Annotated in this window: 22 protein-coding genes; 17 read left to right on the top strand and 5 right to left on the bottom strand. The window is 60.8% G+C overall.

Going from position 1 to position 26983, the window contains the following annotated elements; all coding sequences use genetic code 11:
* The first annotated feature begins 86 nt into the window (after positions 1-86).
* From CKW21_RS16075 to CKW21_RS16035, 8 genes are all read left to right on the top strand, one after another.
* A complete protein-coding gene (locus CKW21_RS16075) occupies positions 87-977 on the top strand; it encodes an NAD(+) kinase (protein WP_034146463.1) in 891 nt (296 codons plus the stop codon).
* Positions 974-1948: a metallophosphoesterase gene (locus tag CKW21_RS16070; protein ID WP_371917526.1), complete on the top strand. Its 975-nt coding sequence runs from the start codon at positions 974-976 to the stop codon at positions 1946-1948. Before CKW21_RS16075 ends, CKW21_RS16070 begins: the two co-directional genes overlap by 4 nt.
* A gap of 13 nt (positions 1949-1961) precedes the next feature.
* Positions 1962-2831 carry a rhomboid family intramembrane serine protease gene (locus CKW21_RS16065; protein WP_095194933.1) on the top strand — a complete coding sequence of 290 codons (870 nt, stop codon included), beginning with the start codon at positions 1962-1964 and terminating at the stop codon, positions 2829-2831.
* A 33-nt stretch (positions 2832-2864) separates the two neighbouring features.
* Positions 2865-3125 (top strand): YeaC family protein, encoded by a 261-nt coding sequence (locus CKW21_RS16060; RefSeq protein WP_095194932.1) that lies wholly within the window; start codon positions 2865-2867, stop codon positions 3123-3125.
* Positions 3122-3952, top strand: a complete 831-nt coding sequence (locus tag CKW21_RS16055; protein ID WP_095194931.1) for a DUF2797 domain-containing protein — start codon at positions 3122-3124, stop codon at positions 3950-3952. The genes CKW21_RS16060 and CKW21_RS16055 overlap by 4 nt, the downstream gene beginning before the upstream one ends.
* Before the next feature lie 10 nt (positions 3953-3962).
* Positions 3963-6620 (top strand): aminopeptidase N, encoded by a 2658-nt coding sequence (gene pepN / locus CKW21_RS16050; protein WP_095194930.1) that lies wholly within the window; start codon positions 3963-3965, stop codon positions 6618-6620.
* Between the two features lie 1192 nt (positions 6621-7812).
* Complete coding sequence (locus tag CKW21_RS16040) at positions 7813-8865, top strand: YCF48-related protein (protein ID WP_095194929.1); 1053 nt, start codon at positions 7813-7815, stop codon at positions 8863-8865.
* 28 nt (positions 8866-8893) lie between these two features.
* A complete protein-coding gene (locus CKW21_RS16035; protein WP_095194928.1) occupies positions 8894-11278 on the top strand; it encodes an RND family transporter in 2385 nt (794 codons plus the stop codon).
* Between the two features lie 178 nt (positions 11279-11456).
* Here CKW21_RS16035 and CKW21_RS16030 read toward each other — a convergent pair whose 3' ends face one another.
* Positions 11457-12176, bottom strand: coding sequence for a FadR/GntR family transcriptional regulator (locus tag CKW21_RS16030; RefSeq protein WP_170948679.1), 720 nt, complete (start codon positions 12174-12176; stop codon positions 11457-11459).
* 124 nt (positions 12177-12300) lie between these two features.
* On the bottom strand, positions 12301-14037 hold the full coding sequence (locus CKW21_RS16025) for an IlvD/Edd family dehydratase (RefSeq protein ID WP_011334608.1): 1737 nt from the start codon (positions 14035-14037) through the stop codon (positions 12301-12303).
* Positions 14038-14230: 193 nt separating this feature from the next.
* Here CKW21_RS16025 and CKW21_RS16020 point away from each other — a divergent pair, with 193 nt between their 5' ends.
* The 9 genes from CKW21_RS16020 (at position 14231) to CKW21_RS15985 (ending at position 21204) form a co-directional block, all read left to right on the top strand.
* Positions 14231-15553, top strand: coding sequence for an MFS transporter (locus tag CKW21_RS16020; RefSeq protein ID WP_095194926.1), 1323 nt, complete (start codon positions 14231-14233; stop codon positions 15551-15553).
* Positions 15554-15708: 155 nt separating this feature from the next.
* Positions 15709-16701, top strand: coding sequence for an AraD1 family protein (gene araD1 / locus CKW21_RS16015; RefSeq protein ID WP_095194925.1), 993 nt, complete (start codon positions 15709-15711; stop codon positions 16699-16701).
* A gap of 10 nt (positions 16702-16711) precedes the next feature.
* Positions 16712-18292, top strand: coding sequence for an aldehyde dehydrogenase (NADP(+)) (locus CKW21_RS16010; RefSeq protein WP_095194924.1), 1581 nt, complete (start codon positions 16712-16714; stop codon positions 18290-18292).
* A 203-nt stretch (positions 18293-18495) separates the two neighbouring features.
* Entirely contained in the window at positions 18496-18792 is a 297-nt protein-coding gene (locus CKW21_RS16005) for a DUF5629 family protein (protein WP_095194923.1), read from the top strand.
* Entirely contained in the window at positions 18785-19954 is a 1170-nt protein-coding gene (locus tag CKW21_RS16000; RefSeq protein WP_095194922.1) for a lactonase family protein, read from the top strand. Before CKW21_RS16005 ends, CKW21_RS16000 begins: the two co-directional genes overlap by 8 nt.
* A gap of 155 nt (positions 19955-20109) precedes the next feature.
* Positions 20110-20289 carry a hypothetical protein gene (locus CKW21_RS15995; RefSeq protein ID WP_095194921.1) on the top strand — a complete coding sequence of 60 codons (180 nt, stop codon included), beginning with the start codon at positions 20110-20112 and terminating at the stop codon, positions 20287-20289.
* A gap of 207 nt (positions 20290-20496) precedes the next feature.
* Entirely contained in the window at positions 20497-20622 is a 126-nt protein-coding gene (locus CKW21_RS31815; protein ID WP_256590244.1) for a hypothetical protein, read from the top strand.
* Positions 20623-20737: 115 nt separating this feature from the next.
* Complete coding sequence (locus tag CKW21_RS15990; RefSeq protein WP_095195122.1) at positions 20738-20950, top strand: hypothetical protein; 213 nt, start codon at positions 20738-20740, stop codon at positions 20948-20950.
* Complete coding sequence (locus tag CKW21_RS15985; protein ID WP_095194920.1) at positions 20947-21204, top strand: hypothetical protein; 258 nt, start codon at positions 20947-20949, stop codon at positions 21202-21204. The genes CKW21_RS15990 and CKW21_RS15985 overlap by 4 nt, the downstream gene beginning before the upstream one ends.
* 149 nt (positions 21205-21353) lie before the next feature.
* Here the strand turns inward: CKW21_RS15985 and CKW21_RS15980 are convergent, their stop codons facing one another.
* From CKW21_RS15980 to CKW21_RS15970, 3 genes are read right to left on the bottom strand one after another with little or no spacing between them, the layout of a single operon-like run.
* Entirely contained in the window at positions 21354-21950 is a 597-nt protein-coding gene (locus tag CKW21_RS15980) for a glutathione S-transferase (RefSeq protein ID WP_095194919.1), read from the bottom strand.
* Complete coding sequence (locus tag CKW21_RS15975) at positions 21947-25588, bottom strand: AAA family ATPase (protein WP_095194918.1); 3642 nt, start codon at positions 25586-25588, stop codon at positions 21947-21949. The genes CKW21_RS15980 and CKW21_RS15975 overlap by 4 nt, the downstream gene beginning before the upstream one ends.
* A complete protein-coding gene (locus tag CKW21_RS15970; protein ID WP_095194917.1) occupies positions 25585-26829 on the bottom strand; it encodes an exonuclease SbcCD subunit D C-terminal domain-containing protein in 1245 nt (414 codons plus the stop codon). Before CKW21_RS15970 ends, CKW21_RS15975 begins: the two co-directional genes overlap by 4 nt.
* Between the last annotated feature and the right edge of the window lie 154 nt (positions 26830-26983).

Raw genomic sequence — 26983 nt, 5'->3', positions numbered from 1 at the left:
TACATCCTTGTCGCTGAAAGGATTTTGTCTATCCCGAGCTTTCGCCCATAATCGTGCTTTTCGCCGTCGCAGAGCTTAGGGACCCCATGGAGCAATTTCGTAATATCGGCATCATCGGACGTCTCGGCAGTTCGCAGGTACTCGATACCGTCCGCCGACTGAAACGGTTTCTGCTCGATCGTCACCTGCACGTGATCCTCGAAGACACCATCGCCGAAGTCCTGCCGGGCCACGGCCTGCAAACCTCGTCGCGCAAGATGCTCGGCGAAGTGTGTGACATGGTGATTGTGGTCGGCGGTGACGGCAGCCTGCTCGGCGCCGCCCGGGCGCTGGCCAAGCACAATATCCCGGTGCTGGGGATCAACCGGGGCAGTTTGGGTTTCCTGACCGATATCCGTCCCGATGAGCTGGAAGTCAAGGTCGCCGAGGTGCTCGACGGTCATTATCTGGTGGAAAACCGCTTCCTGCTGCAGGCCGAAGTCCGTCGCCATGCCGAGGCCATCGGCCAGGGCGATGCGCTGAACGACGTGGTGCTGCACCCTGGCAAATCGACGCGGATGATCGAGTTCGAACTGTACATCGACGGCCAGTTCGTCTGCAGCCAAAAGGCCGACGGCCTGATCGTCGCCACGCCCACCGGTTCGACCGCCTATGCGCTGTCGGCGGGTGGACCGATCATGCACCCCAAGCTCGACGCCATTGTAATTGTGCCGATGTACCCCCATACCTTGTCGGGCAGACCGATTGTGGTCGATGGCAACAGTGAGCTGAAAATCGTCGTGTCCAAGGATATGCAGATTTACCCGCAAGTCTCGTGTGACGGGCAGAACCACTTTACCTGCGCGCCCGGCGATACCATCACCGTGAGCAAGAAAGCCCAGAAGTTGCGGCTGATCCACCCGCTCGACCACAACTACTACGAAGTCTGCCGGACCAAGCTCGGCTGGGGCAGCAAGTTGGGTGGTGGAGGCGACTGATGCTCGATCCCGCGCGTAGCTACGACCTGATCGGTGACGTGCACGGTTGCGCTCTGACCCTTGAGCATTTGCTCGACCGGCTCGGTTATCACAAACAAGGTGGCGTCTGGCGCCATCCTTCGCGCATGGCGGTGTTCGTCGGCGACATCATCGACCGCGGCCCGCGGATTCGCGAGGCGCTGCACATCGTCCACGACATGGTCGAGGCCGGTCAGGCGCTGTGCATCATGGGCAACCATGAATTCAACGCCCTGGGCTGGGTCACGCCGGCGCTGCCTGGCAGTGGCAAGCAGTTCGTCCGTGAGCACACGCCGCGCCACGCCCGATTGCTGAATGAAACCCTGACCCAGTTCGAACATCATCCGGGTGACTGGCATGACTTCCAGCAATGGTTCTATGAGCTGCCGCTGTTCGTCGACGCCGGACGCTTCCGGGTGGTGCATGCCTGTTGGGACGCCGGCCTGATCGAACCGCTGCGGGCGCTGTTTCCCGATGGGTGCGTCGATGAACACTTCCTGCAGGCGTCGGCCATGCCGGGCAGTTTCGCCTGCACCGTGTTCGACCGCCTGCTGCGCGGCACCGACATGCGCCTGCCCCATGGCCTGACCATGACCAGCGGCGATGGCCTGACCCGTTCGTTCTTCCGCACCAAATTCTGGGAGGACGACCCGCAGACCTATGGCGACATCGTGTTCCAGCCCGATGCGCTGCCCGACCCGGTGGCGCAAACGCCGCTGTCGTCCAGTGAGAAGAACAACCTGCTGCGTTACGGCATCGACGAGCCGTTGCTGTTTGTCGGCCACTACTGGCGCAGCGGCAAACCCGCGCCGATCCGCCCGAACCTGGCGTGCCTGGATTACAGCGCCGTGCTCTACGGCAAACTGGTCGCCTATCGGCTGGATCAGGAAACGCGGCTCGATCCGCATAAATTTGTCTGGGTCGATGTCGAGCGGCCAGAGGTTTTGCAATGAAAGAGAGGTTGCAATGAGTGCTGTGGCGGTATTGCGTCTGCCGCTGGCGGTGGACCTCAGCGGTTTCGTCAAATTGTTGCAGCGCATGCAAGTGCCGCACCGGGTCAGCGAAGAGGCGGGCGAGCAGGTGTTGTGGGTGCCGGACAACATCAGCGAAGACGTGCGCGCCTTGTATGAGCGGTTTCCGGAGGGCGATCCCGATCAGCAACTGGATGTTCCCGTGGCACAAACCGTTCGCCGTCCGGGTTTCGTCGAGCAGCTGCGCTACGCCAAAGCCACTGCGCTGGTCTTGCTGTTGAGCCTGCTGGTCGGCGCGCTGACGATGCTGGGCGACAACCTGAATACGATGCACTGGCTGACCTTCCTCGATTTCCGCATCGTCGGCGAGTACATCCACTTCACGCCTTTGGCCGACAGCCTGGCGGCGGGGCAGTGGTGGCGACTGGTCACGCCGATGCTGATCCACTTCGGCATCCTGCACCTGGCGATGAACGGCATGTGGTACTGGGAGCTGGGACGGCGCATCGAGTCGCGCCAGGGCAGCGTCAACCTGATCGGCCTGACCTTGCTGTTCAGCCTTGTATCCAATTACACCCAATTTCTTTTCAGCGGCCCGAGCCTGTTCGGCGGGTTGTCCGGGGTGCTGTACGGCCTGCTCGGACACTGCTGGATCTTCCAGCTGTTGTCGCCGAACGCCGCTTATCGCCTGCCTCGCGGGGTACTGGTGATGATGCTGGTCTGGTTGCTGCTGTGCCTGTCGGGGCTGGTCTCGATGATCGGCTTCGGTGAAATCGCCAACGCGGCCCATGTCAGCGGGTTGCTCGTCGGATGCTTGACCGGTTTGTTGGGTGGTTTGTACAACCGCCGTAAACTGGCCGTCTGAAACAGTCTTGTAAGTAGAGAACGCGGAGACCCAATGTCCTCTTTTAACGAAATGATCAAGAACATCACCCCGGACATCTACCAGAGCCTGAAACTGGCGGTGGAAATCGGTAAATGGTCCGACGGTGGCAAGCTCACCACCGAGCAACGCGAATTATCGCTGCAAGCGATGATCGCCTGGGAAATCCAGAACCTGCCCGAGGAAGAGCGCACTGGCTACATGGGTCCGCAGGAATGTGCGTCGAAGTCGATCGAAGTGCCGAATATCCTGTTCAAGTCGGATGCCATCCATTGATCGAGATTGGCCGCGGTGCAATCAGTAAAATGTCGGCGCGCCTGGACGGGCCGAACGTGCAATACGCATTTCGTCTGGGCGACGTCGAGGTTCCGGTCAATCCGTTGATCGGCACCACGGTGCGCCTGGAATACCTGGGTGCGATCCATTGCATCCATTGCGGACGCAAGACCAAAACCAGTTTCAGCCAGGGCTATTGCTATCCGTGCATGACCAAACTGGCCCAGTGTGACGTGTGCATCATGAGCCCGGAACGCTGCCATTTCGACGCCGGCACCTGCCGGGAGCCGGAGTGGGGCCAAAAATTCTGCATGACCGATCACATCGTCTACCTGTCGAACTCATCCGGGGTGAAGGTCGGGATTACCCGTGCCACCCAGTTGCCGACCCGCTGGATCGATCAGGGCGCCAGCCAGGCGTTGCCGATCGTGCGCGTCGCGACCCGCCAGCAATCCGGTTTCGTCGAAGACTTGTTCCGCAGTCAGGTCGCCGACAAGACCAACTGGCGGGCCTTGCTCAAGGGTGATGCGGTTTCGGTGGATCTGGCCGGGGTTCGCGACCACTTGTTCGACAGCTGCGCCGAAGGCCTGCAAGGTTTGCAGGAACGATTTGGCCTGCAGGCGATCCAGACGATCAGCGATGTCGAACCGCTTGAAATCCGTTTTCCGGTGGAGCAATACCCGGCCAAGATCGTCAGCTTCAACCTGGACAAGAACCCGATTGCCGAAGGCACGCTGCTGGGGATCAAGGGGCAATACCTGATCTTCGATACCGGCGTGATCAACATTCGTAAGTACACGGCCTATCAACTCGCCGTGCATCAGTAAGGACTCCAGCATGCGCACCGAACAACCGAAGATGATCTACCTGAAGGACTATCAGGCGCCCGAGTACCTGATCGACGAAACACACCTGACCTTCGAGTTGTTCGAGGACCACAGCCTGGTCCATGCGCAACTGGTGATGCGCCGCAACCCCGAGCGCGGCCCGGGCCTGCCGCCGCTGGTGCTGGACGGTCAGCAACTCGACCTGCTGTCGGTCAAGTTGGCTGATCGCGATCTGACGGCCGCCGACTATCAACTGACCGAGAATCACCTGACGCTGCACCCGACCAGCGCCAGTTTCACGGTCGACACCAGCGTGCGCATCCACCCGGAAACCAACACTGCGCTGGAAGGCCTGTACAAGTCCGGCACGATGTTCTGCACCCAGTGCGAAGCCGAAGGTTTCCGCAAGATCACTTATTACCTTGACCGTCCGGACGTGATGAGCACGTTCACGACAACCGTGGTTGCCGAGCAACACAGCTATCCGGTGCTGCTGTCCAACGGCAACCCGATCGCCAGCGGTCCCGGCGAAGACGGCCGGCACTGGGCGACCTGGGAAGACCCGTTCAAGAAACCGGCGTACCTGTTCGCCCTGGTGGCCGGTGATCTGTGGTGTGTCGAAGACACCTTCACCACCATGACCGAGCGCACCGTGGCGCTGCGCATCTATGTCGAGCCGGAAAACATCGACAAATGCCAGCACGCGATGAACAGCCTGAAGAAGTCCATGCGCTGGGACGAAGAAGTCTACGGTCGCGAGTATGACCTGGACATCTTCATGATCGTCGCGGTCAACGACTTCAACATGGGCGCGATGGAGAACAAGGGCCTCAACATCTTCAACTCCAGCGCCGTGCTGGCGAAGGCCGAAACCGCCACCGACGCCGCGCACCAGCGGGTCGAAGCCATCGTGGCCCACGAATATTTCCACAACTGGTCGGGCAACCGCGTGACCTGCCGCGACTGGTTCCAGCTGTCGCTCAAGGAAGGCTTCACCGTATTCCGCGATTCGCATTTCTCCGCTGACATGAATTCGGCCACGGTCAAGCGCATCCAGGACGTGGCCTACCTGCGCACCCACCAGTTTGCTGAAGATGCCGGCCCCATGGCCCACGCGGTACGTCCGGACAGCTTCATCGAGATTTCCAACTTCTACACCCTGACCGTGTACGAAAAGGGTTCGGAAGTGGTCGGCATGATCCACACCTTGCTGGGCGCCGAAGGTTTCCGTAAAGGCAGCGACCTGTACTTCGAGCGCCACGATGGCCAGGCCGTAACCTGCGATGACTTCATCAAGGCCATGGAAGATGCCAACGCTGTCGACCTGAGCCAATTCAAGCGCTGGTACAGCCAGGCCGGTACGCCACGCCTTGCGGTCAGCGAGTCTTACGATGCGGTGGCGAAAACCTACAGCCTGACTTTCCGCCAGAGCTGCCCGCAAACCCCGGACAAGGTGGAAAAACTGCCGTTCGTGATCCCGGTTGAATTGGGCCTGCTGGACAGCAAGGGCGCCGAAATTGCCCTGCGCCTTGCCGGTGAAGCGGCGGCGCAAGGTACTTCTCGGGTCATTTCGGTGACCGAAGCCGAACAGACCTTCACCTTCGTCGACATCGCCGAACAGCCACTGCCGTCGTTGCTGCGCGGCTTCTCCGCGCCGGTGAAACTGAGCTTCCCGTACAACCGCGATCAGCTGATGTTCCTGATGCAGCACGACAGCGACGGATTCAATCGCTGGGATGCCGGCCAGCAATTGTCGGTGCAGGTGCTGCAAGAACTGATCGCCCAGCAACAGAAAGGCGAAGCGCTGGTCCTCGATCAGCGACTGGTTTCGGCCTTGCGCACGGTGCTGTCCGATGAGTCGCTGGATCAGGCGATGGTCGCCGAAATGCTCTCGCTGCCGAGCGAAGCGTACTTGACTGAAATCAGTGACGTGGCGGATGTCGAAGCCATTCACATCGCCCGCGAATTTGCCCGCAAGCAATTGGCCGACGCGCTGTTCGAAGGCCTGTGGCTGCGTTATCAGGCCAACCGCGACCTGTCCAAGCAAACCCCGTACGTGGCCGAGGCCGAACACTTCGCCCGTCGTGCGTTGCAGAACATTGCGCTGTCGTACCTGATGCTCAGTGGCAAGCCGGAAGTTCTGGCGGCGACGCTGGAGCAGTTCGACGCATGCGACAACATGACCGAGCGTTTGACTGCGCTGGCCGTGTTGGTCAACTCGCCGTTCGAAGAGCAGAAAGCCAAGGCCCTGGCCAGCTTCGCCGCGCACTTCAGTGACAACCCGCTGGTCATGGATCAGTGGTTCAGTGTTCAGGCGGGCAGTGTGTTGCCGGGTGGTCTGGAGCGGGTCAAGGCGTTGATGGAGCATCCGGCGTTCAACATCAAGAACCCGAACAAGGTGCGGGCGTTGATCGGCGCGTTTGCCGGGCAGAACCTGATCAACTTCCATGCGGCGGATGGTTCCGGGTATCGCTTCCTGGCGGATCTGGTGATCGAGCTGAACGGGTTCAATCCGCAGATCGCTTCTCGGCAGTTGGCGCCTTTGACGCGCTGGCGCAAGTACGACAGTTCCCGTCAGGCGTTGATGAAAGGGGAGCTGGAACGGATTCGGGCTTCGGGGCAACTGTCTAGTGATGTGTTTGAGGTGGTCAGCAAGAGCCTGGCTTGATCTTCGGTTTGGCCTTGGACTTGGCGGCCTTCGGGCCGACCAGGTTCTTGGTTGATTGAGTACATATCCATTGCTGCGGTAACGGCCACTTATGGTTTCGCCCTTACGGCGAGTCCCTTTTGTCAAACGACACAAAAGGAACCAAAAAGTCTCGCCCCGAGCGTTCGGCCCCTCGCTGGGGCTCGGCGTTCCCTCGCTCCGGCATTCATCCGGGGGCATCGCCCTCCGGTTGGCTTCGCTGGCACCTACATGCGATGTGTTCGACTGCGTCGAACGGCGCTGCGCGCCAATCCCCGGATGAACACCTCCACTCAGCCTGCCGAAGGGGCGGGTGGATCAAGATCAAAAGCTTAAGGCGAGCTAACGCTCGGCCTGATGAGTGGTGAAAAGCAGCGGGTGTACGTCGACCCATTGTGGGAGCGGGCTTGCTCGCGAAGACGGCCTGCCAGCCGACCAATTTCTTGCAGATATACCCGGATCCCCTGTGGGAGCGAGCCTGCTCGCGAAAAACATCAAGGCAACGCAGTCATTCAGACAGGCCGCGTTATCGTTGACGTCCTTCGCGAGCAGGCTCGCTCCCACAGGGGTATGAGGACATCCGCCAAAGTCAGGTCGGCTGTCAGGCCGCCTCGCTCTGCTTTTGCTTTTGATCTTTCGCCCCTTCGGCAGGCCGAGCGTAGGTGTTCATCAGGGGGTTAGGCGCGTAGCGCCGTGCGGCGAAGCCGCACACATCGAGAGGAGGTACAGCGAAGCAAACCGTAGGCGATGCCCCCTGATGGACACCGTAGCGAGGGAACACCGAGCCTCAGCGAGGTGCCGTACGCCGGGGCGAAGCCTTTTGGTTCCTTTTTGGCGTTTGAAAAAGGGACTCGCTGTAAGAGCGAAACCATAAGTAGCCGTTACCGCAGCAACGGATATGTACACCGATCACAAAAACCAAAACCAAAACCAAAACCCAATCACCCCACCAAATACCCCATCATTCAGCTCCCCCCATACCCCCCACGGTTAACAAAACATAACGCACCGTCGATTGTCAGCCGTCGAAAAACACCGATAGGATAAGCCAGCTTCCGAAGGGGCTCTGGATTGCGGGTTTCAGGACTATGCTCTGAAACAGGTCATCCCGATACGCACCCTTGCGGCGCCCTGAAAGGTTGAATGACCTAACAATAATAAAGGGGGAAGGTCTATGAGTGAGCCTGTCATGGGTGTGGGTATTTGCCGCCCGCCGGCTTTACGCAAATTCGCGTTGCTGGCTACAGCGCTCTCGCTGTTGGGCTGTGCCGTGTGGTCGGCACCTGTGCTGGCGGCTGATGCGCCGGCATCCGACGTTGTTTATTCCGTTGAATCGGCCAAGGCCAGCAAAAGCCTGGTCCTCGATGTCGTGCACGCAGGCAAGCGTCTGGTGGCGGTCGGGGATCGCGGGCATATTCTGTATTCCGATGACCAGGGTACGACCTGGACCCAGGCCAAGGTACCGACCCGGCAACTGCTGACCTCGGTGTTCTTTGTCGATGACAAGCACGGCTGGGCCGTCGGTCATGACGCGCAGATTCTCGCCAGCGAGGACGGTGGCGTCACCTGGACCAAGCAGTTCGAAGATCTGAATCGCGAATCGCCGCTGCTCGACGTCTGGTTCCAGGACGCCAACAGCGGCTTTGCCGTGGGCGCTTACGGTGCGTTGATGGCCACCACCGATGGTGGAAAGAACTGGGAAGACGTCAGCGACCGCCTGGACAACGAAGACCAGTACCACCTCAACGCCATTGCCGCCGTCAAGGACGCCGGGCTGTTCATCGTCGGCGAGCAGGGCAGCATGTTCCGTTCCGCCGATTGGGGCCAGACCTGGGAGAAGCTCGAAGGCCCGTACGAAGGTTCGTTTTTCGGCGTGATCGGCACCGCACAACCCAATACGTTGTTGGCCTATGGCCTGCGCGGCAATCTTTACCGCTCCACGGATTTCGGCAGCACCTGGGAGCAAGTCGAGCTCGAGGCTGAACGCGGTGCCCTGGAGTTCGGTCTGTCCGGCGGCACGCTGCTCGACGACGGTTCCATCGTGATCGTCGGCAACGGCGGTTCGGTGATCAGCAGCAGCGATGACGGACAGACTTTCAGTGTCTTCAACCGCCGGGATCGTATTTCCATCTCTTCGGTGGTCGGTGCAGGAAACGGCAATCTGATTCTGGGTGGACAAGGCGGCGTTCGCGCCACTTCGCCAAACGGCGCGGAGCTGGGCAAATGAGCTACGTTAATAATAAGAAGGCGGGGCTATGACTTCCTTGAGCACTCATCATCAGGACAAGGCGACGTTTCTTGAACGCCTGATTTTCAACAACCGCCCGGCAGTGATCACCATCTGCCTGCTGGTCAGCATCTTCCTGTTCTGGCAGGCGACGCTGATCCGGCCGTCTACCAGCTTCGAAAAAATGATCCCGCTCGAGCATCCGTTCATTCAGAAAATGATGGAGCACCGCAACGATCTGGCGAACCTGGGCAACACCGTGCGGATCTCCGTGGAAGCCACCGACGGCGACATCTTCTCCAAGGAGTACATGGAGACCCTGCGCCAGATCAACGACGAAGTGTTCTACATCTCTGGTGTCGACCGCTCCGGCCTCAAGTCGCTGTGGAGTCCGAGCGTGCGCTGGACCGAGGTGACGGAGGAGGGCTTCGCCGGTGGTGAAGTGATCCCGCAGAGCTACAACGGCTCCCAGCAAAGTCTCGACCTGCTGCGCAACAACGTGCTCAAGTCCGGGCAGATCGGGCGGCTGGTGGCCAACGACTTCAAGTCGAGCATCGTCGACATCCCGCTGCTGGAGTCCTACCCGGACCCGCAGGACCAGGGCAAGTTGCTGGCGCTGGACTATCGCAAGTTCTCCCACGATCTTGAAGAAAAGATCCGCGACAAATTCGAAGCGCAGAACCCCAACGTCAAGATCCACATCGTCGGTTTCGCCAAGAAGGTCGGCGACCTGATCGATGGCCTGGTGATGGTGGTGATGTTCTTCGGTGTGGCCTTCGTCATCACCCTGATCCTGCTGTACTGGTTCACCAACTGCATGCGCAGTACGGTGGCGGTGTTGAGCACGACGCTGGTGGCGGTGATCTGGCAGCTGGGCCTGATGCACTTCTTCGGTTTCGGCCTGGATCCGTACTCGATGCTGGTGCCGTTCCTGATCTTCGCCATCGGTATTTCCCACGGCGTGCAGAAGATCAACGGCATTGCCCTGCAATCCAGTGAAGCGGACAACGCCCTGACCGCGGCGCGCCGGACGTTCCGTCAACTGTTCCTGCCGGGGATGATCGCGATCCTTGCCGATGCCGTGGGTTTCATCACGCTGCTGATCATCGACATCGGCGTGATCCGTGAGCTGGCCATCGGCGCATCCATCGGCGTGGCGGTGATCGTGTTCACCAACCTGATCCTGCTGCCGGTGGCGATTTCCTACGTCGGCATCAGCAAGCGTGCCGTGGATCGCAGCAAGAAAGACGCGACCCGCGAGCATCCGTTCTGGCGCCTGCTGTCGAATTTTGCCAGCGCGAAAGTCGCTCCGGTCTCGATCCTGTTGGCGTTGATCGCCTTTGGCGGCGGCCTCTGGTACAGCCAGAACCTGAAAATCGGCGACCTCGACCAGGGCGCGCCGGAGCTGCGTCCGGACTCGCGCTACAACAAGGACAACAACTTCATCATCAGCAACTACTCCACCAGCTCCGATGTACTGGTGGTGATGGTCAAGACCAAGTCCGAAGGCTGCTCGCGCTATGAAGCGATGGCGCCGATCGACGAGCTGATGTGGAAGATGCAGAACACCGAGGGCGTGCAGTCGGCGATTTCCCTGGTGACCGTGTCCAAGCAGATGATCAAGGGCATGAACGAGGGCAACCTGAAATGGGAAACCCTGTCGCGTAACCCGGACGTTTTGAACAACTCCATTGCCCGGGCCGATGGCCTGTACAACAACAGCTGCTCGCTAGCGCCGGTACTGGTGTTCCTCAACGATCACAAGGCCGAGACCCTGGATCGCGCGGTGCACGCGGTGCAAGAGTTCGCCAAGGAAAACAACAAGGACGGCCTGGAGTTCATCCTCGCGGCCGGTAACGCCGGGATCGAGGCGGCCACCAACGAGGTGATCAAGAAGTCCGAGTTGACCATCCTGATCCTGGTGTACATCTGCGTGGCGGTCATGTGCATGATCACCTTCCGCTCCTGGGCGGCGACCTTGTGCATCGTGCTGCCGCTGGTGCTGACCTCGGTACTCGGCAACGCCCTGATGGCCTTCATGGGTATCGGCGTGAAGGTCGCGACCCTGCCGGTGGTGGCGTTGGGTGTGGGGATTGGCGTGGACTACGGCATCTACATCTACAGCCGTCTGGAAAGCTTCCTGCGTGCCGGGCTACCGCTGCAAGAGGCGTACTACCAGACGCTCAAGTCCACCGGTAAAGCCGTGTTGTTCACCGGTCTGTGCCTGGCCATCGGCGTGTGCACCTGGATCTTCTCGGCCATCAAGTTCCAGGCCGACATGGGGCTGATGCTGACCTTCATGTTGCTGTGGAACATGTTCGGCGCACTGTGGCTGTTGCCGGCGCTGGCGCGCTTCCTGATCAAGCCGGAGAAACTGGCGGGGCAGAAGGGCAACTCGCTGTTTGCTCACTGATCCACGATCAGAAACACAAAAGCCGCAACCTCAGGGTTGCGGCTTTTTTACATCTCAAATCCAAACAACATCCCTGTGGGAGCGAGCCTGCTCGCGAAGGCGTAGTGTCAGTCGACAGCAGCATTGACTGAAACACCGCTTTCGCGAGCAGGCTCGCTCCCACAAGGTTATTGGGTGTTTATGAAGGATCGCTGCCCAGCACAACATTCAGCGCACTACGCGCGTCATCCAGTTGCACCAGCGTCGCATGCCGCGCACCCAACGCATCACGGTTCTCGATCGCCGTGAGAATCGCCTTGTGCCGTGGCAGCGCCAGTTCATGCAGGTTCGGTCGCTGGTTGGAATGCTTCAACGCTTCGGCAATTGCCACCGAGAGCATGTTGCACAGGTTGGCCAGCAGATCGTTGTGGGTCGCATCGGCGATGCGGCTATGGAAATCCAGGTCCGGTTGCAGCAAGGCTTCCGGCGTGGGGGCGGCTTCCATGCGTTGGTAGGCTTCGCCGATGGAGGCAATGTCGGCGTCGGTGGCGAATTGCGCGGCGAGGGCGGCGGCCGCCGGTTCGATGATGCTGCGCACGCTGGTGAGCAAGTCGAAGAACTCATTCTGCGGGCTGCTTTGCATCAACCAGTGCAGCACATCCGGGTCCAGCATATGCCAGTCCTTGCGCGGCTTGACCACGGTGCCGACTCGCGGACGGGAATACACCAGGCCCTTGGCGACCAGCACCCGCGTGGCTTCGCGCAGGACGGGCCGGCTGACGGCATATTCCTCGCACAACAGCGCTTCGGCGGGCAGTTTGTCGTCGGGCAGGAAGCGTCCCGAGACGATCTGCATGCCCAGTTCCTGGACGATACGCGAGTGCATGCTTTTGCGGTCGGAGGGTTTGCGGTAATCCATGGGGAGCGACGCGGTCCTGTGCGATAGGGTACCGCGCATGATAACAGGCACGGCGCAATCTTGAGCTGGGTGAAAGGCAAATGTGGGAGCGAGCAGGCTCGCTCCCACAGGAGGATGGGGGATGTCAGTGAGAGTGGCGCGGTACCTCAGCCCCGCGGCAACCGACCAGGAAGTCAAAGTCGCAACCCTGGTCCGCCTGCAGCACATGGTCGATGTACAGTTGACGGTAGCCACCGACCAACAATTGTTGCGGCGGTTGCAGGTCGGCCATGCGCGCCGCCAGTTCGGCATCCGGGATGTCCAGGTGCAGGCGGCCACTGGCGCAGTCGAGCTCGATCCAGTCGCCTTCCTTCACCGCCGCCAAAGGTCCGCCAGCCGCCGCTTCCGGTGCAACATGCAAGACCACGGTGCCGTACGCCGTACCACTCATGCGTGCATCGGAAATGCGCACCATGTCGGTTACGCCCTGGGCCAGCAGCTTGGCCGGCAGGCCCATGTTGCCGACTTCGGCCATGCCCGGATAACCCTTCGGACCGCAGTTTTTCATCACCAGGATCGAGTTGGCGTCAACGTCCAGTTCCGGGTCGTTGATCCGTGCCTTGTACATGTCGAAGTTTTCGAACACTACGGCGCGGCCACGGTGCTGCATGAGCTCCGGTGTGGCGGCCGAGGGCTTGAGCACTGCACCCAGCGGCGCCAGGTTGCCGCGCAGCACGCAGATGCCGCCGTCGGCGCGGATAGGATTGTCGAGTGTGCGGATCACTTCGTCTTCGCCGTAGATCGGGGCGTCCTTGGTGTTCTCGCCAATCGACTTGCCGTTGACGGTCAAGGCGTTGGGGTTCGGGATCAGGTTGGCTTCACCCAGGCGGCGCAGTACCGCGGGTAAACCGCCGGCGTAGTAGAACTCTTCCATCAGGAAACGCCCGGACGGTTGCAGGTCGACGATGGTCGGCATACCGCGACCGATACGGGTCCAGTCGTCCAGATCCAGTTCCACGCCGATGCGGCCGGCGATGGCTTTGAGGTGAATGACCGCATTGGTCGAACCGCCAATCGCGGCGTTGACCCGAATGGCGTTCTCGAAGGCCTCCTTGGTCAGGATCTTCGACAGTTTCAAGTCTTCGCGAACCATTTCCACTGCACGCATGCCGGACATGTGCGCCAACACATAGCGGCGCGCATCGACCGCCGGAATTGCCGCGTTGTGGGGCAAGGAAGTGCCCAGTGCTTCGGCCATGCAGGCCATGGTCGAGGCGGTGCCCATGGTGTTGCAGGTACCGGCCGAGCGGGACATGCCACCCTCGGCCGCCAGGAAGTCATCGATGGTGATGGTGCCGGCCTTGACCTGCTCGCTCAACTGCCAGACCACGGTGCCCGAACCGATATCCTTGCCCTTGTGCTTGCCGTTGAGCATCGGCCCGCCGGTGACGACGATGGCCGGCACATCACAACTGGCCGCGCCCATCAGCAAGGCCGGGGTGGTTTTGTCGCAACCGGTGAGCAGCACCACACCGTCAATCGGGTTGCCACGGATCGCCTCTTCAACGTCCATGCTTGCCAGGTTGCGGGTGAGCATGGCGGTGGGGCGCAGGTTGGATTCGCCATTGGAGAACACCGGGAATTCCACCGGGAAGCCTCCGGCCTCGATCACGCCGCGTTTGACGTGTTCGGCGATCTGGCGGAAATGCGCGTTGCACGGGGTCAGTTCCGACCAGGTGTTGCAGATGCCGATGATCGGCTTGCCGTGGAACTGATGGTCGGCGATGCCCTGATTCTTCATCCAGCTGCGGTACATGAAGCCGTTCTTGTCGGCGGTGCCAAACCATTGGGCGGAGCGCAGGGTGGGTTTCTTATCAGACATGATCGATTCTCTTATTGTATGACTATATTGTTCGAGCTGAAGCGTAACATAAGCGCAAACTCATCGCTTTGGAAGTGTTGTTGGTTAATTAGTATTACTATATAGTCGTTTTCAGCGGAGGGATGGCCCTGACGGTTTGCCGTGAGAGGCGTCCCCCGAGGTTCTATAAAAACAACAATCGGAGACCGATCTCATGAGCCAGGAACTGCGGCTTATCCGTCGCATCACGTTGAAACTGATTCCCTTCCTGATCCTGCTGTACCTGATCGCCTATGTGGATCGCTCCGCCGTGGGGTTCGCCAAATTGCACATGGGGGCCGATATCGGCCTCGGTGACGCGGCTTACGGTCTGGGCGCGGGGCTGTTCTTCATTGGCTACTTCCTGCTGGAAATCCCCAGCAACCTGATGCTTGACCGCTTTGGCGCACGGCGCTGGTTCGCGCGGATCATGGTCACCTGGGGCGCCATCACCATCGGCATGGCCTTCGTCCAGGGACCGAACAGCTTCTATCTGATGCGCTTTCTGCTCGGTGCGGCGGAAGCCGGGTTCTTCCCGGGCGTTCTCTACTACATCACCCAATGGTTCCCGGTGCGCCATCGCGGCAAGATCCTCGGGCTGTTCATCCTGTCGCAACCAATCGCGATGATGATTACCGGTCCGGTGTCCGGTGGCTTGCTCGGCATGGACGGCGTGCTGGGGCTGCATGGCTGGCAGTGGCTGTTCATCGTCATCGGCGCCCCGGCGATCCTGCTGACCTGGCCGACGTTGCGCTGGCTGCCGGACGGCCCGCAACAGGTGAAGTGGATGGATCAGGCTGAAAAAGACTGGTTGGCCGGCGAGCTGAAAAAGGACCTGGAGCAGTACGGCCAGACCCGTCATGGCAACCCGTTGCACGCCCTCAAGGACAAGCGTGTGCTGTTGCTGGCGCTGTTCTACCTGCCGGTGACCCTGAGCATCTATGGCCTGGGCCTGTGGCTGCCGACCCTGATCAAGCAGTTCGGCGGCAGCGACCTGGTGACCGGCTTCGTGTCTTCGGTGCCGTACATTTTCGGGATCATCGGCCTGCTGATCATTCCGCGCAGTTCCGACCGTTTGAATGATCGCTACGGCCACCTGGCGGTGCTTTATGTGCTGGGCGCGCTGGGCCTGTTCCTCAGTGCCTGGCTGTCGGTGCCGGTGCTGCAACTGGCGGCGTTGTGCCTGGTGGCGTTTGCGCTGTTTTCCTGCACTGCGGTGTTCTGGACCTTGCCCGGCCGGTTCTTTGCCGGCGCCAGTGCGGCGGCGGGGATTGCCCTGATCAACTCGGTGGGCAACCTGGGCGGCTACATCGGCCCGTTCGTGATCGGCGCGCTCAAGGAGTACACCGGCAACCTGGCCTCGGGCCTGTACTTCCTGTCTTGCGTGATGCTGTTCGGCCTGGTGCTGACCGGCGTGGTGTATCGCCTGTTGGAGCGCAAGCACGTGCTGCCGGCGGATGAGTTTGCGGCCAGCGCCCGAGGCGCATCCCGTACCTGACACAAAACACAAAATGACCACTGACCCTGTGGGAGCGGGCTTGCCCGCGATGACGGCGGCAATTCAACATTGATGAGCCAGACAGATCGCTATCGCGGGCAAGCCTGCTCCCACAGGGATTGGTGGGGGGCAGTTCTGCTTACAGGAGAAAATTCATGCGTTTGGTGCAATTTGAATTGAGTAACGGCGAACGCCGGGTCGGCATGGTCGAGGAAGGGCTGGTGCGCGAAGTGCGGGACGCACGCACGGTTCGCGACCTGGCCCTGGCGGCGATCGAGGCGGGCGTCAACCTTGAGCAACAGGTGCAAGGCATGGGGCTGGGTATCAGTCACGACTACGCCGAACTCCTGGCACAACTGCGCATTCTGCCACCGCTGGATCATCCGGATCCGGCGCACATGCTGGTCAGCGGCACCGGCCTGACTCACCTGGGCAGCGCTTCAGCCCGGGACAAGATGCATCAGCAGGCCGGCGATGAAGCGGCGATGACCGACACCATGCGCATTTTCAAATGGGGCGTGGAGGGCGGTAAACCCGCAGAAGGGCAGGCCGGTGTGCAACCGGAATGGTTCTACAAGGGCGACGGCAGCATCGTCGTGCGCCCGGGCCAGCCGTTCCCGTTGCCGCCGTTTGCCGAAGACGCCGGTGAAGAGCCTGAGCTGAGTGGCCTGTATGTCATCGGTCACGACGGCAAGCCCTATCGCCTGGGTTTCGCGGTAGGCAACGAGTTCTCCGATCACGTCATGGAGCGCAAGAACTACCTGTACCTGGCTCACTCGAAGCTGCGCAGTTGCAGCTACGGCCCGGAACTGCGGGTCGGTGAACTTCCTCAACATCTGGCCGGTACCAGCCGCATCCTGCGTGACGGTGAAGTGCTGTGGCAAAACGAGTTCCTCAGTGGCGAGGCCAACATGTGCCATAGCCTGGCGAACCTCGAGTATCACCACTTCAAGTACAGCCAGTTCCTGCGTCCGGGGGATGTGCACATCCACTTCTTCGGCACCGCGACCCTGTCGTTCGCCGATGGCGTGCGCACCCGGCCCGGCGATGTGTTCGAGATCAGCCAGGCTGAGTTCGGCGCGCCGTTGATCAATGGCATCGCACCGGTTGAAGCGGCTTTCGAACCCGGCACCGTCGGTTCACTTTGAGGAGTTACTGATGACCCGAATTCTTGGTCATAACTATATTGGCGGCCAGCGCAGTGCGTTGGGCAGGGTCAAACTGCACAGCGTCGATGCGCAAACCGGCGAGGCGCTGCCCCACGATTTCATCCAGGCCACGCCGGAAGAAGTCGATGCCGCCGCCAAGGCTGCCGCTGCTGCATACCCGACCTATCGCGGCTTGAGCGCCGAGCGGCGTGCGCAGTTTCTCGATGCGATTGCCGATGAACTGGACGCGCTGGGTGATGATTTCGTGACCCTGGTTTGTCGCGAAACCGCGTTGCCCGCGGCACGGATCATCGGTGAGCGCGGGCGCACCAGCGGCCAGATGCGCCTGTTCGCCAAGGTGCTGCGTCGTGGCGATTTCTACGGTGCGCGCATCGACCTGGCCTTGCCAGAGCGTCAACCGCTGCCCCGTCCCGACCTGCGCCAGTACCGCATCGGCCTCGGTCCGGTGGCGGTGTTTGGTGCCAGCAACTTTCCCCTGGCGTTCTCCACCGCCGGTGGCGACACCGCCGCGGCCTTGGCCGCCGGTTGCCCGGTGGTGTTCAAGGCCCACAGCGGCCACATGGCCACGGCTGAGTCAGTGGCTGATGCGATCCTGCGCGCGGCGGAAAAAACCGCGATGCCGGCGGGTGTGTTCAACATGATCTACGGCGGCGGGGTCGGCGAAGCGCTGGTCAAGCACCCGGCGATTCAGGCGGTGGGCTTTACCGGGTCGCTCAAGGGCGGTCGGGCGCTGTGCGACATGGCGGCGGCACGCCCGCAACCGATCCCGGTGTTCGCCGAGATGTCGAGCATCAACCCGGTGATCGTCCTGCCCCAGGCGTTGCACGAACGCACGGAAACCATCGCCCGTGGCCTGTCGGCTTCGGTGGTTCAGGGTTGCGGCCAGTTCTGCACCAACCCTGGACTGGTGATCGGCATTCGTTCGCCACAGTTCAGCGCTTTCCTGACGTTGTTGGCAGACATGATGGCTGATCAACCGGCGCAAACCATGCTCAACGCCGGGACCCTGGGCAGCTATGGCAAAGGTTTGCAGAAACTGCTCGATCATCCAGGCATCGAGCACCTGGCGGGTCACCCGCAACAAGGACGCCAGGCACAGCCGCAGTTGTTCAAGGCTGATGTCAGCCTGCTGATCAACGGTGATGAGGTTCTGCAAGAGGAAGTGTTCGGCCCGACCACGGTGGTGGTCGAAGTGGCGGATCAGGCGCAACTCAGTGCTGCGTTGAATGGGCTGCACGGTCAATTGACGGCGACGATCATCGGCGAGCCCGCGGATTTCGAGCAGTTCGCAGAGCTGACGGCGTTGCTGGAACAGAAGGTCGGGCGGATCCTGCTCAACGGCTATCCGACCGGGGTAGAGGTCTGTGATTCGATGGTCCATGGCGGACCGTATCCGGCGACCTCCGATGCGCGCGGCACGTCGGTGGGCACCCTGGCCATCGACCGTTTCCTGCGCCCGGTGTGTTTCCAGAACTACCCGGACAGCCTGCTGCCGGATGCGCTGAAAAATGCCAATCCGCTGGGCATCCAGCGACTGGTGGATGGCAAGCCGTCACAGAGCGCGATCTAACCGTCACGCACTAACCCCCTGTGGGAGCGAGCCTGCTCGCGAAAGCGGCGGAACAGTCCGGAAATTTATCGACTGACACTCTGCCTTCGCGAGCAGGCTCGCTCCCACAATTGTTCAGTGTGGTCCTGGAGTGCTGTGACGGGCACTGATGAGTGCCCACATTGAGCTATCATTGCGTTTTTCCCACTCAAAGATTGACTGCCATGACTGCTGTAACCGATACCTTGCTCAATGCCCTCGAACACTGCGGAATGGTGGAAATCGACGGGCTGCATGCCTTCGAATTTGCCCTTGATGTCGACGACAACCTGCACATCGAATGCATGGATGGCCGAGCGGCCAAGCACTGGGAATTCACCCCGGCACAGGTCCAGGCGGCGACCTACGACACCACCTTGCAAAGCTGGTTGATCACCGGTGATTCTGGTGAACACCGTCTGGTCTGCCTCGGTGATGTCATCAGCGGCGATAACGAAGACGACGCCCAAGAGGATGCGTAACCTCTGGCCTCTGTTGATCGCCGGCAGCATCGGCGCGATGGGTGTTCAGGCCGCCTGCGCCGACGACTATCAATTGCTCGTGGGTTCCTATACCGCCGGGCAAAGTCAGGGCATTTATCGACTGAGTTTCGACAGTGCAACCGGGCAGATCGACGCCAGGCCGCTGCAAGTGATCAACAGCGAAAATCCATCATGGCTGACCTTGAGCAAGGATCAGCGGCGGCTGTTCGTGGTCAACGAAAATGGCCCCGGCCAGACTGATCCGGTCGGTCGGGTCAGCAGTTATGCGATCGACCCCAAGAGCCATGAGCTGAGCCTGATCAATCAGGTGCAGAGCCTGGGCAACGAACCGACCCATTCGAGCCTCAGCGCAGAGGCGAGCCATCTGTTTGTCAGTCATTACTCGGTAGCCGAAGACCCGGGCGGTACCCTGGCGGTGCTGCCGGTGGGCGCCGATGGCGCGCTCAAACCGGTGGTGCAGATGAGCAGTCATCCGGCCAGCCGGGTCAATCCCGAACGGCAGATGTCGGCGCATGTGCATTCGACGATTGCCTCGCCGGATGGCAGGTACGTGTTTTCCAATGACCTGGGCGCGGACAAGGTTTTTGTCTACCGCTTCGACCCCAAGGCCAATCCGGACCTGCCGTTGACCCCGGCCACGCCGGCATTCGTCCAGCTGCCACCCGGCAGCGGTCCGCGTCATCTGCTGTTCAGCGCCGATGGCCAACACGCCTGGCTGACCATGGAAATGAGCGCCCAGGTGGCAGTGTTCGATTACCGCGACGGCAAGCTTGAGCAGACGCAAATGGTCGATCTGGCTGCCGGTCAGCCGGTGTCGGACAAGGCGGCCGCTGCACTGCATGCATCAAAGGATGGCAAGTTCCTCTACGTCAGCAACCGCGGCACTGCCAATCAATTGCTGGTGTTCGCCATCGACCCTGTGACCGGCCATCTCAAGGAACTGCAACGGCGCTCGGTGGAGGGTGACCATCCAAGGGAATTCAGCCTCGATCCCAGTGGCCGATTCCTGCTGATCGCCAACCAGAAAAGCAACCAGATTGTCGTCGTCGAGCGCGATGCCAAGAGCGGTCTGCTGGGCAAAACCGTGCAAAAACTGCCGATGGACGCCCCGAGCGATCTCAAGTTTGTGCTGCGACAATAGGCCGCAGGCCCCGGTGCGCGGGGCCTGCAGCTTTCTATCAATGAGACTGATATTTGGTAATGCTACAAAGCATTTCAAGGCCTCGTTCCTCGAGGGTTAAGTTTGCTTCACGGCCCCACCGGGCAAGCAAGCCAACTGACTCCGAGGAATACCGCATGAACTTCAATCTCTTCTCTGTAATCGCCGCTTCCGCCATCTCGGCCACCGTTGCTCTGCCAGCCAGTGCCAACGTTGAAATCAGCGACAAAAAATCCCACGCCCAGAGCTACACCCAGAAATACCTGCAACAGAGCGCCAACTTCTACGCCGCGCTGGATCACAAAGCCCAGCACTGAAATTGTCTCCCCGCACCCTTTATGCAGGAGCGAAGTCACTTGCCGATCGAGCGTTGAGCGTTCGAAAAGTCTGAAGTGATGTCGCTCCTGCATAACGCGTTTACGACAGCATCATATCGCCATCAATCTATTGCTTGATATCACATGGCCATGCGTTTAACTTTGACGCTGATTTTTTGACTCCTTCTCAAGAAAAGGATCGATGACATGGCGATGCGTCTTGCAGTGGTGCTGCTGTTTCTCTATTCCACTCCCATCCTGTCCGCGGCAGAGCCCATTTCCGGGGAGCCTGACGCTGCCCGCGAGCGCATGATTAGTTTTATCGAAGACTGAGATAGTCTGGCTTAATGATCAACGCAGCTGATAGTTGATATAGACACGTCTAGTTGGTGGTCGATGCTTTTTTGATCGATTCTGTGGACTCTGAAACATGTCCACGGAGTTCATCATGGCCAGCGCAATCATCACTTCTGCCAAACACGGCGCCTATGTGGCTATCGGTCTTTACCTGGTCATGGTGCTGGTTGTCAGTCTTTCGCCGCAATCGCAACAAACCGTCGAACCGCCGATTCACGTCGCCCATCCTGGCATCCAGTTTGAACACCGCGCGCAACAGGCGCTGGCGGATCAGGCTGATCTCGCGGGAGTGGGCGGCGTATGAACCGTTGCAAACTTTTGGTTATCGCCTTCCTGGCATTCATCACCAATGGATTTTCCTTGTTGGGGATCGGTCAAGGTTCGGTAGGCGGGGTGGCACGGGCCATCGAGGCCAACCACAACATCACGCGCAACATAGAGACAGCCAAGGCCATGGGGATGCTGGCCGGCAACCCGCCGCTCAAACCCGATAGCGGGTTTTTCGGGCCATTCCATGTCGATTGCTCGGTGATCGGCATGTGTGAAGTTTTGGCGTAAGAGCCAACGGTCATCTATTGCTTTTGTGGCGAGGGAGCTTGCTCCCGCTCGGTTGCGCAGCAACCGCTATGCGTCATTCGCTTGAAACCATTTGGGGCCGCTTCGCAGCCCAGCGGGAGCAAGCTCCCTCGCCACAAAAAACAGTGCTCTTATTTCTGCATTACACCGGTAAACAGTTCTGACCCCAGAAACCGCTGCAACCAGTCCTGCAGCCGTCGATACGGCGTCTGCGCGAACCACTCGCGATCGACATGGGCGAATTGCCGTATGAACGGCATCAACGCCACGTCGGCCAGCGTCGGGTGGTCGGTCAGCAAATAGTCGCGACCTTCCAACAACTCATCCAGCGTACGCAGGAACGCCTCGCCCTCGGCGCGATAAAACGCCATCGGCTGTTCGGGATAGCGTTCGGCGTACTTGTAGCGGTTCAGGTGCACTTTGAACGCCTGATCGTTCTCTTCGATCAATGCCGCGAGGGCGAGCTGCCCTTGCGGATCGTCCTTGAGCAACCAGTCCTGCGGATCATGCTGGGCCACGGCCCAACGCATGATGTCCAGGCTTTCATCGATGACCCGACCGTCGACGCTCAGCACCGGCACTGTGCCTTTGCTCGACAGCGCGAGCATCTCGGCGGGCTTGGCCCTGAGGCTGACTTCGACGATGTCCACGGCAACCCCGGCGTAGCGCAGGGCCATGCGCGCCCGCATGGCGTAAGGGCAGCGCCGGAAAGAGTAGAGCGTGGTCATTTCACCTCCAGCGTGCTCAGGCCGTTGCCCTGACGGCGGACCTGGATCTGCACCGGAATGCGCTCATGCATTTCCTGAACGTGGGAAATCACCGCGACCTTGCGCCCTTGGGCCTGCAAGCCGTCGAGGGCATCCATGGCCAGTTGCAGGGACTCCGGATCGAGACTGCCGAAGCCTTCGTCGATGAACAGCGATTCGATTTTCAGCGTGCTTGACGCCATCGAGGCCAGACCCAGCGCCAGGGCCAGCGACACCAGGAACGTCTCGCCTCCGGACAGCGAATGCACCGAACGCAGCTCGTCCCCCATCTCGGTATCCATCACCAGCAAACCGAGCATGCTGCCACCACGCTTGAGGCGATAGCGCCGCACCAGCTGACGCAGTTGCACGTTGGCATGGTGCACCAAGAGATCGAGGTTGTAGGCCTGGGCGATCTTGCGGAAGGTGTCGCCGGTGGCCGAACCAATCAATGCATTCAAGCGCGCCCAGCGTTGATACTCGGCGTAAGCCTCGGCAATTTGCTGCGCCAGCGCCTGATTGGCATTCTGCCGGCGCTGGTCCTCGGCCTGTTCGGCGCGCAGTTCGGCGCAGAGCTGTTCGTTGACGGCGTACTGGTTTTGCAACTCGCTGAGGGCGCTGTCGAGTTGTTCTGCGTCAAGGTTACCGTTGTGCTGCGCCTGGTGATCGAGCAAGCGCTTGTCGCGTTCCTCCACCAGGACCGTGGCCTGTTCAATGGCTTTTTCGCAGAGCTGCAAGCGTTGACGCAACTCGCTGACCTGCGCGTCGTCGGCCCGCAACAGGTCTTCCAGGCCACCGTCATCCAGCTCCGGATGGCGGCCGCGCCAGTCGGCGATCTTGCCCGCCAGTTCCGTGTGTTCGCTTTCAAGAGCCTGCAAACGTTCCTGCTGCGCCTTGAGCTCGGCGGCGATTCGTACCTGTTGCGTATGTACGCTTTGCAGTTCCTGGGCGGTGCTGGTTTCGGCGCTGCGTGCGGTTTCCACGGCCCGTTCCAGTTGCTGTTGCCAATGCTCGGCGCTGCTGTGTTCGCCGAGCAGCTGCCCGAGTTTCTGCTGGCTCGCCTGCTGCTGTTCCAGCAGCGCACTGAATTGCTGCTGCGCGGTTTGCAGTTGCAGGACGCGGGTCTGCTGCCGATCCTGTTCCTTTTCCAGGTTCTGCTGACGTTGTTGCTGTTCGACCAGTTCTTCCTTCTGTTGCTCGAGTTGTGCCAGGCGCTCGCTGATCTGGCGATCGAGCTGCATGAAGGTCGCGGCCGGCTCAACGCGCAGCGCTTGCAGGGTCTCGGCCGGCAGCAGGCTGGCGAACGTGGCCAGTTCTTCGTCCAGGCGCTGACGGTCGCTGCCCAGTTCGCGCTGTTGATTGTCCAGGTGCTGGGCCGCTTGCTGGTGCGCGGTTTCGGCTTGGCGCAGTTGCTGGGTCAGGCGCGCCGCATCCTGTTGCAAAGTGAGCAGGGCCGTTTGCCGTTGCTCATCCTGGGTGATGCTTTGATTCAATTGGCTGTTTTGCTGGGCGAGCCAGGCGTCGCGTTTGTCCGCGTCCTGATTCAACAGCGAGGTGGCCAACGGGTGCGCTGCAAGGGTAGGCGCCAGGGCTTGCTGTTGCGCCGCCAGTAACTCCTGCTGTTGCAGCAGCTCCTTTTGTTGGGCGATCAGGCCGCCGACCTCGGCACGCAGGTCGGTGAGTTTTTCCTTGAGCACGTCGACAGCTTTCTGGGCGTTGGCCTGTTCGCTTTCATCGAAACGGCCAAGGCTTTGCAACAGCGCTTCGGGCCGATGATACGGATGCTCGTGGCTGCCACAGACCGGGCACGGCTGATCATCCTGTAACTGCGCGCGCAGTTCCTCGACACTCGCGCTGCGGGCCAGGCGCTGACGCTCCAGCAGCTCGCGGGTAACGCTAAGGGTTTGCTCGGCGACGCTCAGATCAGCCTTGGCTTTAACCCCGTCCTGAGTCAGGCGATCGCGTTCCTGTTGTGCGGCGAGCTGGCGTTGTTGCAGCTCGGCAGCGCGCTTGTCCAGATCCTGCTGGCTGGCCCACAACCGCGCCAGGTCTTCGATGGCCCGCAGTTGTTTGCGGTTGTCCTGCAACAGGCTGCCGAGAATGCCGATCTGCTCGGCAACGGCATCCGGTTCGGCGCCGGCTTCCTTGAACAGCACTTCCAGTTGCTGCTTCTGCGCGGTGAATGCTTGCGCGGTACGGCTGGCATTCTGTTCGAGAGTGGCCAGTTCGGCCTGCCCCTGATTCAGCCGGTTGCCGATCAACATCAACTGTTGCAGGCGATCTCGGTAGGCATTCCAGGCATCGCTCAGCGGTGCCAGATGAGCGCTTTGTTCCAGCCCGGCAGCCATGCGCTGCAGGTGTTCGGCGACCTGGGCCTGCCGGTCGAGCAAGGCTTGAATCGCACTCTGGCCCTGGGCACAGGCCTGTTCGGCGTTGTGTTTGGTTTCGGCGCCGAGGGCGGTGTCCTTGGCGAGGCGGGCGAGGGTGCTTTGTTCTTCGAAGGCCTGACGCAACAACGGTGTGCTGTCGGTCTGTTGTTGCTGCGCCTGGCTCAACGCGATCCGGGCTGCGCCGAGCTGTTGCTCCAGCTGGGTCTGACGCTCGGCGAGTTCGGCATGCTGCCGGGTTTGCCCGGCAATATGCGCTGCCAACGGGGTCAGTTGCGCGTCGATCTCGGCCTTGCGGGCGAACTGGTGCCGTTGTGGCGCCAGTTGCTCCAGGCGGTTCAGCTTCAGGCGTTCGCCGGCCAGGCTTTGCCATTGGGCCTGTGCCGATTGCAGCTGCTCGCAGGCACTGTGTTGCGCGTCCTGCAACTGACGCAGATCCTTGAGCCAGGTGTGCTGCAACTCAAGTTGCTTGAGCTGCGCTTGCTGCAATTTGAGTTGTTGCTGTGCGGTATTGAAGCGCTCATCCAGTGCTGCCCGGGCTTCGGGCGCCAGCGGTGTGACCCCGGTGGCCTGATCCTGCAGCAGTTTGTGGGTTTCGCGGGCTTCCTTGGTCTTGTCGAAAGCACGACGGCCCAGGCGGGTGTAGAGCGCCGTGTCGGTGAGTTTTTCCAGCAGTTCGCTGCGATCGTTGTCATCGGCCTTGAGGAAGGCGCTGAACTCGCTTTGCGCCAGCAACACGGCGCGGGTGAACTGCTCGAAGTTCAGGCCCAGTACGGACTCGATACGGCTTTTGAATTCGAGCTTCTGACTGGCCAGCAATTGGTCCTGATCGATGTCACGCAAGCTTTGCCGACTGGCCTGCAGCCTGCCGCCCGCTTTCTCCCGCGCACGGTTGGCTTCCCAGCGAGCACGATAGCGACGGCCGTCAATGCCGACGAAATCGACTTCCGCATAGCCTTCACCGGTACCGCGACGCAACAGGGTGCGTGGATCTGCGGTGCCGATATCACCGTCGATGTCCGGTGCCTTGGCCGATGGTTGAACACTGTTGAGCCGCGGCACCGTGCCGAACAGCGCCAGGCACAAGGCGTCGAGCAAGGTGCTTTTACCCGCGCCGGTCGGCCCGGTGATGGCGAACAGGCCGGCGCTGGCCAAGGGCTCGGCAGTGAAATCGATATCAAAGGGGCCGGCCAGGGACGCGAGGTTTTTCAGGCGGATGGCGAGGATCTTCATGGCTGTTCGCCCTCCATCTGCACGTCTTGCAGCAGTTCGGCAAAGTCCTTGAGGGTTTGCTCGTCGACCTCGCTGCCGTAATTGTCCATCCAGGCGCGACTGAACAGTTCCTGGGGCGTGAACTGGTCCAGTTCGATCAACGCGGCACCGTCTTCGGCGCCTTCACGGCTGCCATTGCCGGCGTATTCAGCCGCAATGCGCACCAGGCGTACGGCCTTGCCTTGCAGGGCGGTTTCCACCTGATGGCGCAAGTCCGGTTGCGGCTCGTCCAGGCGTACTCGCACCTCCAGCCAGGGCTGGCGTTGGTAGTCGGCTAGCAGGTCGATGTTCGGCAAGTCGGCCAGTTGCAGCAGGATCTCTGCCAAGGGCGCGGGGCCGAGGCGTTGCAGATTCACCGCGCGGGGAATGAGCCGGGGTTCGACGCTGACCAGGGTCTCACCCTCCAGGGTGATGTCGAGAATCTGGTGCTGGTAACTGATTTCGGAGAATGACAGTGGGATCGGCGAACCGCTGTAGCGAATCCGCTCTTCGCCGTTGACCTTCTGCGGCTTGTGCAAGTGACCGAGGGCGACGTAGCTGATGCTCGGTCCGAACAGGCTGGCGGGCAGCGCTTCGGCGTTACCGATGATCAGGCTGCGCTCGGAGTCTTCCGACACCGAACCTCCGGCCATGTGGGCGTGGCTGATGGCGATCAGCGCCTGACCTGGTTGACGCTTGGCGTTGGCCGCTTCGATCAGCCATTCGTGTACCTGACCGATGCCGCGCAGGTAATCGTCACCCAGATGCGCTCCGGTCACCTCGGCCGGGCGCAGGAACGGCAGTGCCAGGCACCAGCCGGCGATGTTGCCGCTGGCATCGGGCAGCGGCAGCAACAGACGTTCGGCGTCCAGTTGGCCGTCATCCAGCCACAGCACCCGGCCCAGCGCATGGGTGCGCAAGCGGCGCATCAAGGGCGCGGGCAGTTCGATCCGCGAGCCGGAATCGTGGTTGCCGGCAATCATCACGATGGTCAACAACGGTTGTTGTTCGTGGGCGCTGACGATGAAGTCGTACAGGCGTTCCTGGGCTTTGACCGGCGGGTTGACCGTGTCGAAGATATCGCCGGCGATCAGCAGCACATCGGGCTGATCGAGTTTGAGCTGACGCAGCAGCCAGTCGAGAAAACAGCCGTGCTCGAAATCGCGATCCTGGCCGTGCAGATTTTGGCCCAGGTGCCAGTCGGAGGTGTGAAACAGACGCAAGGCGAACTCCGCTATTGGAAAGGTGATGGCCGCTAGGAAAATGACAGCGGCGAAAGGGGAGAGAGTTTACTGGCAAACGCGTTTGCGGACGTACACGATTAACTGTGGGAGCGAGCCTGCTCGCGAATAAGGCGGCACATTCAACAACGAGGTC

The sequence above is a fragment of the Pseudomonas sp. Irchel 3A7 genome (assembly GCF_900187565.1).
Taxonomy (GTDB): Bacteria; Pseudomonadota; Gammaproteobacteria; order Pseudomonadales; family Pseudomonadaceae; genus Aquipseudomonas.
The sequence above is the reverse complement of the archived record's forward strand: the minus strand, read 5'-3'. Positions and strand labels throughout refer to the sequence as shown.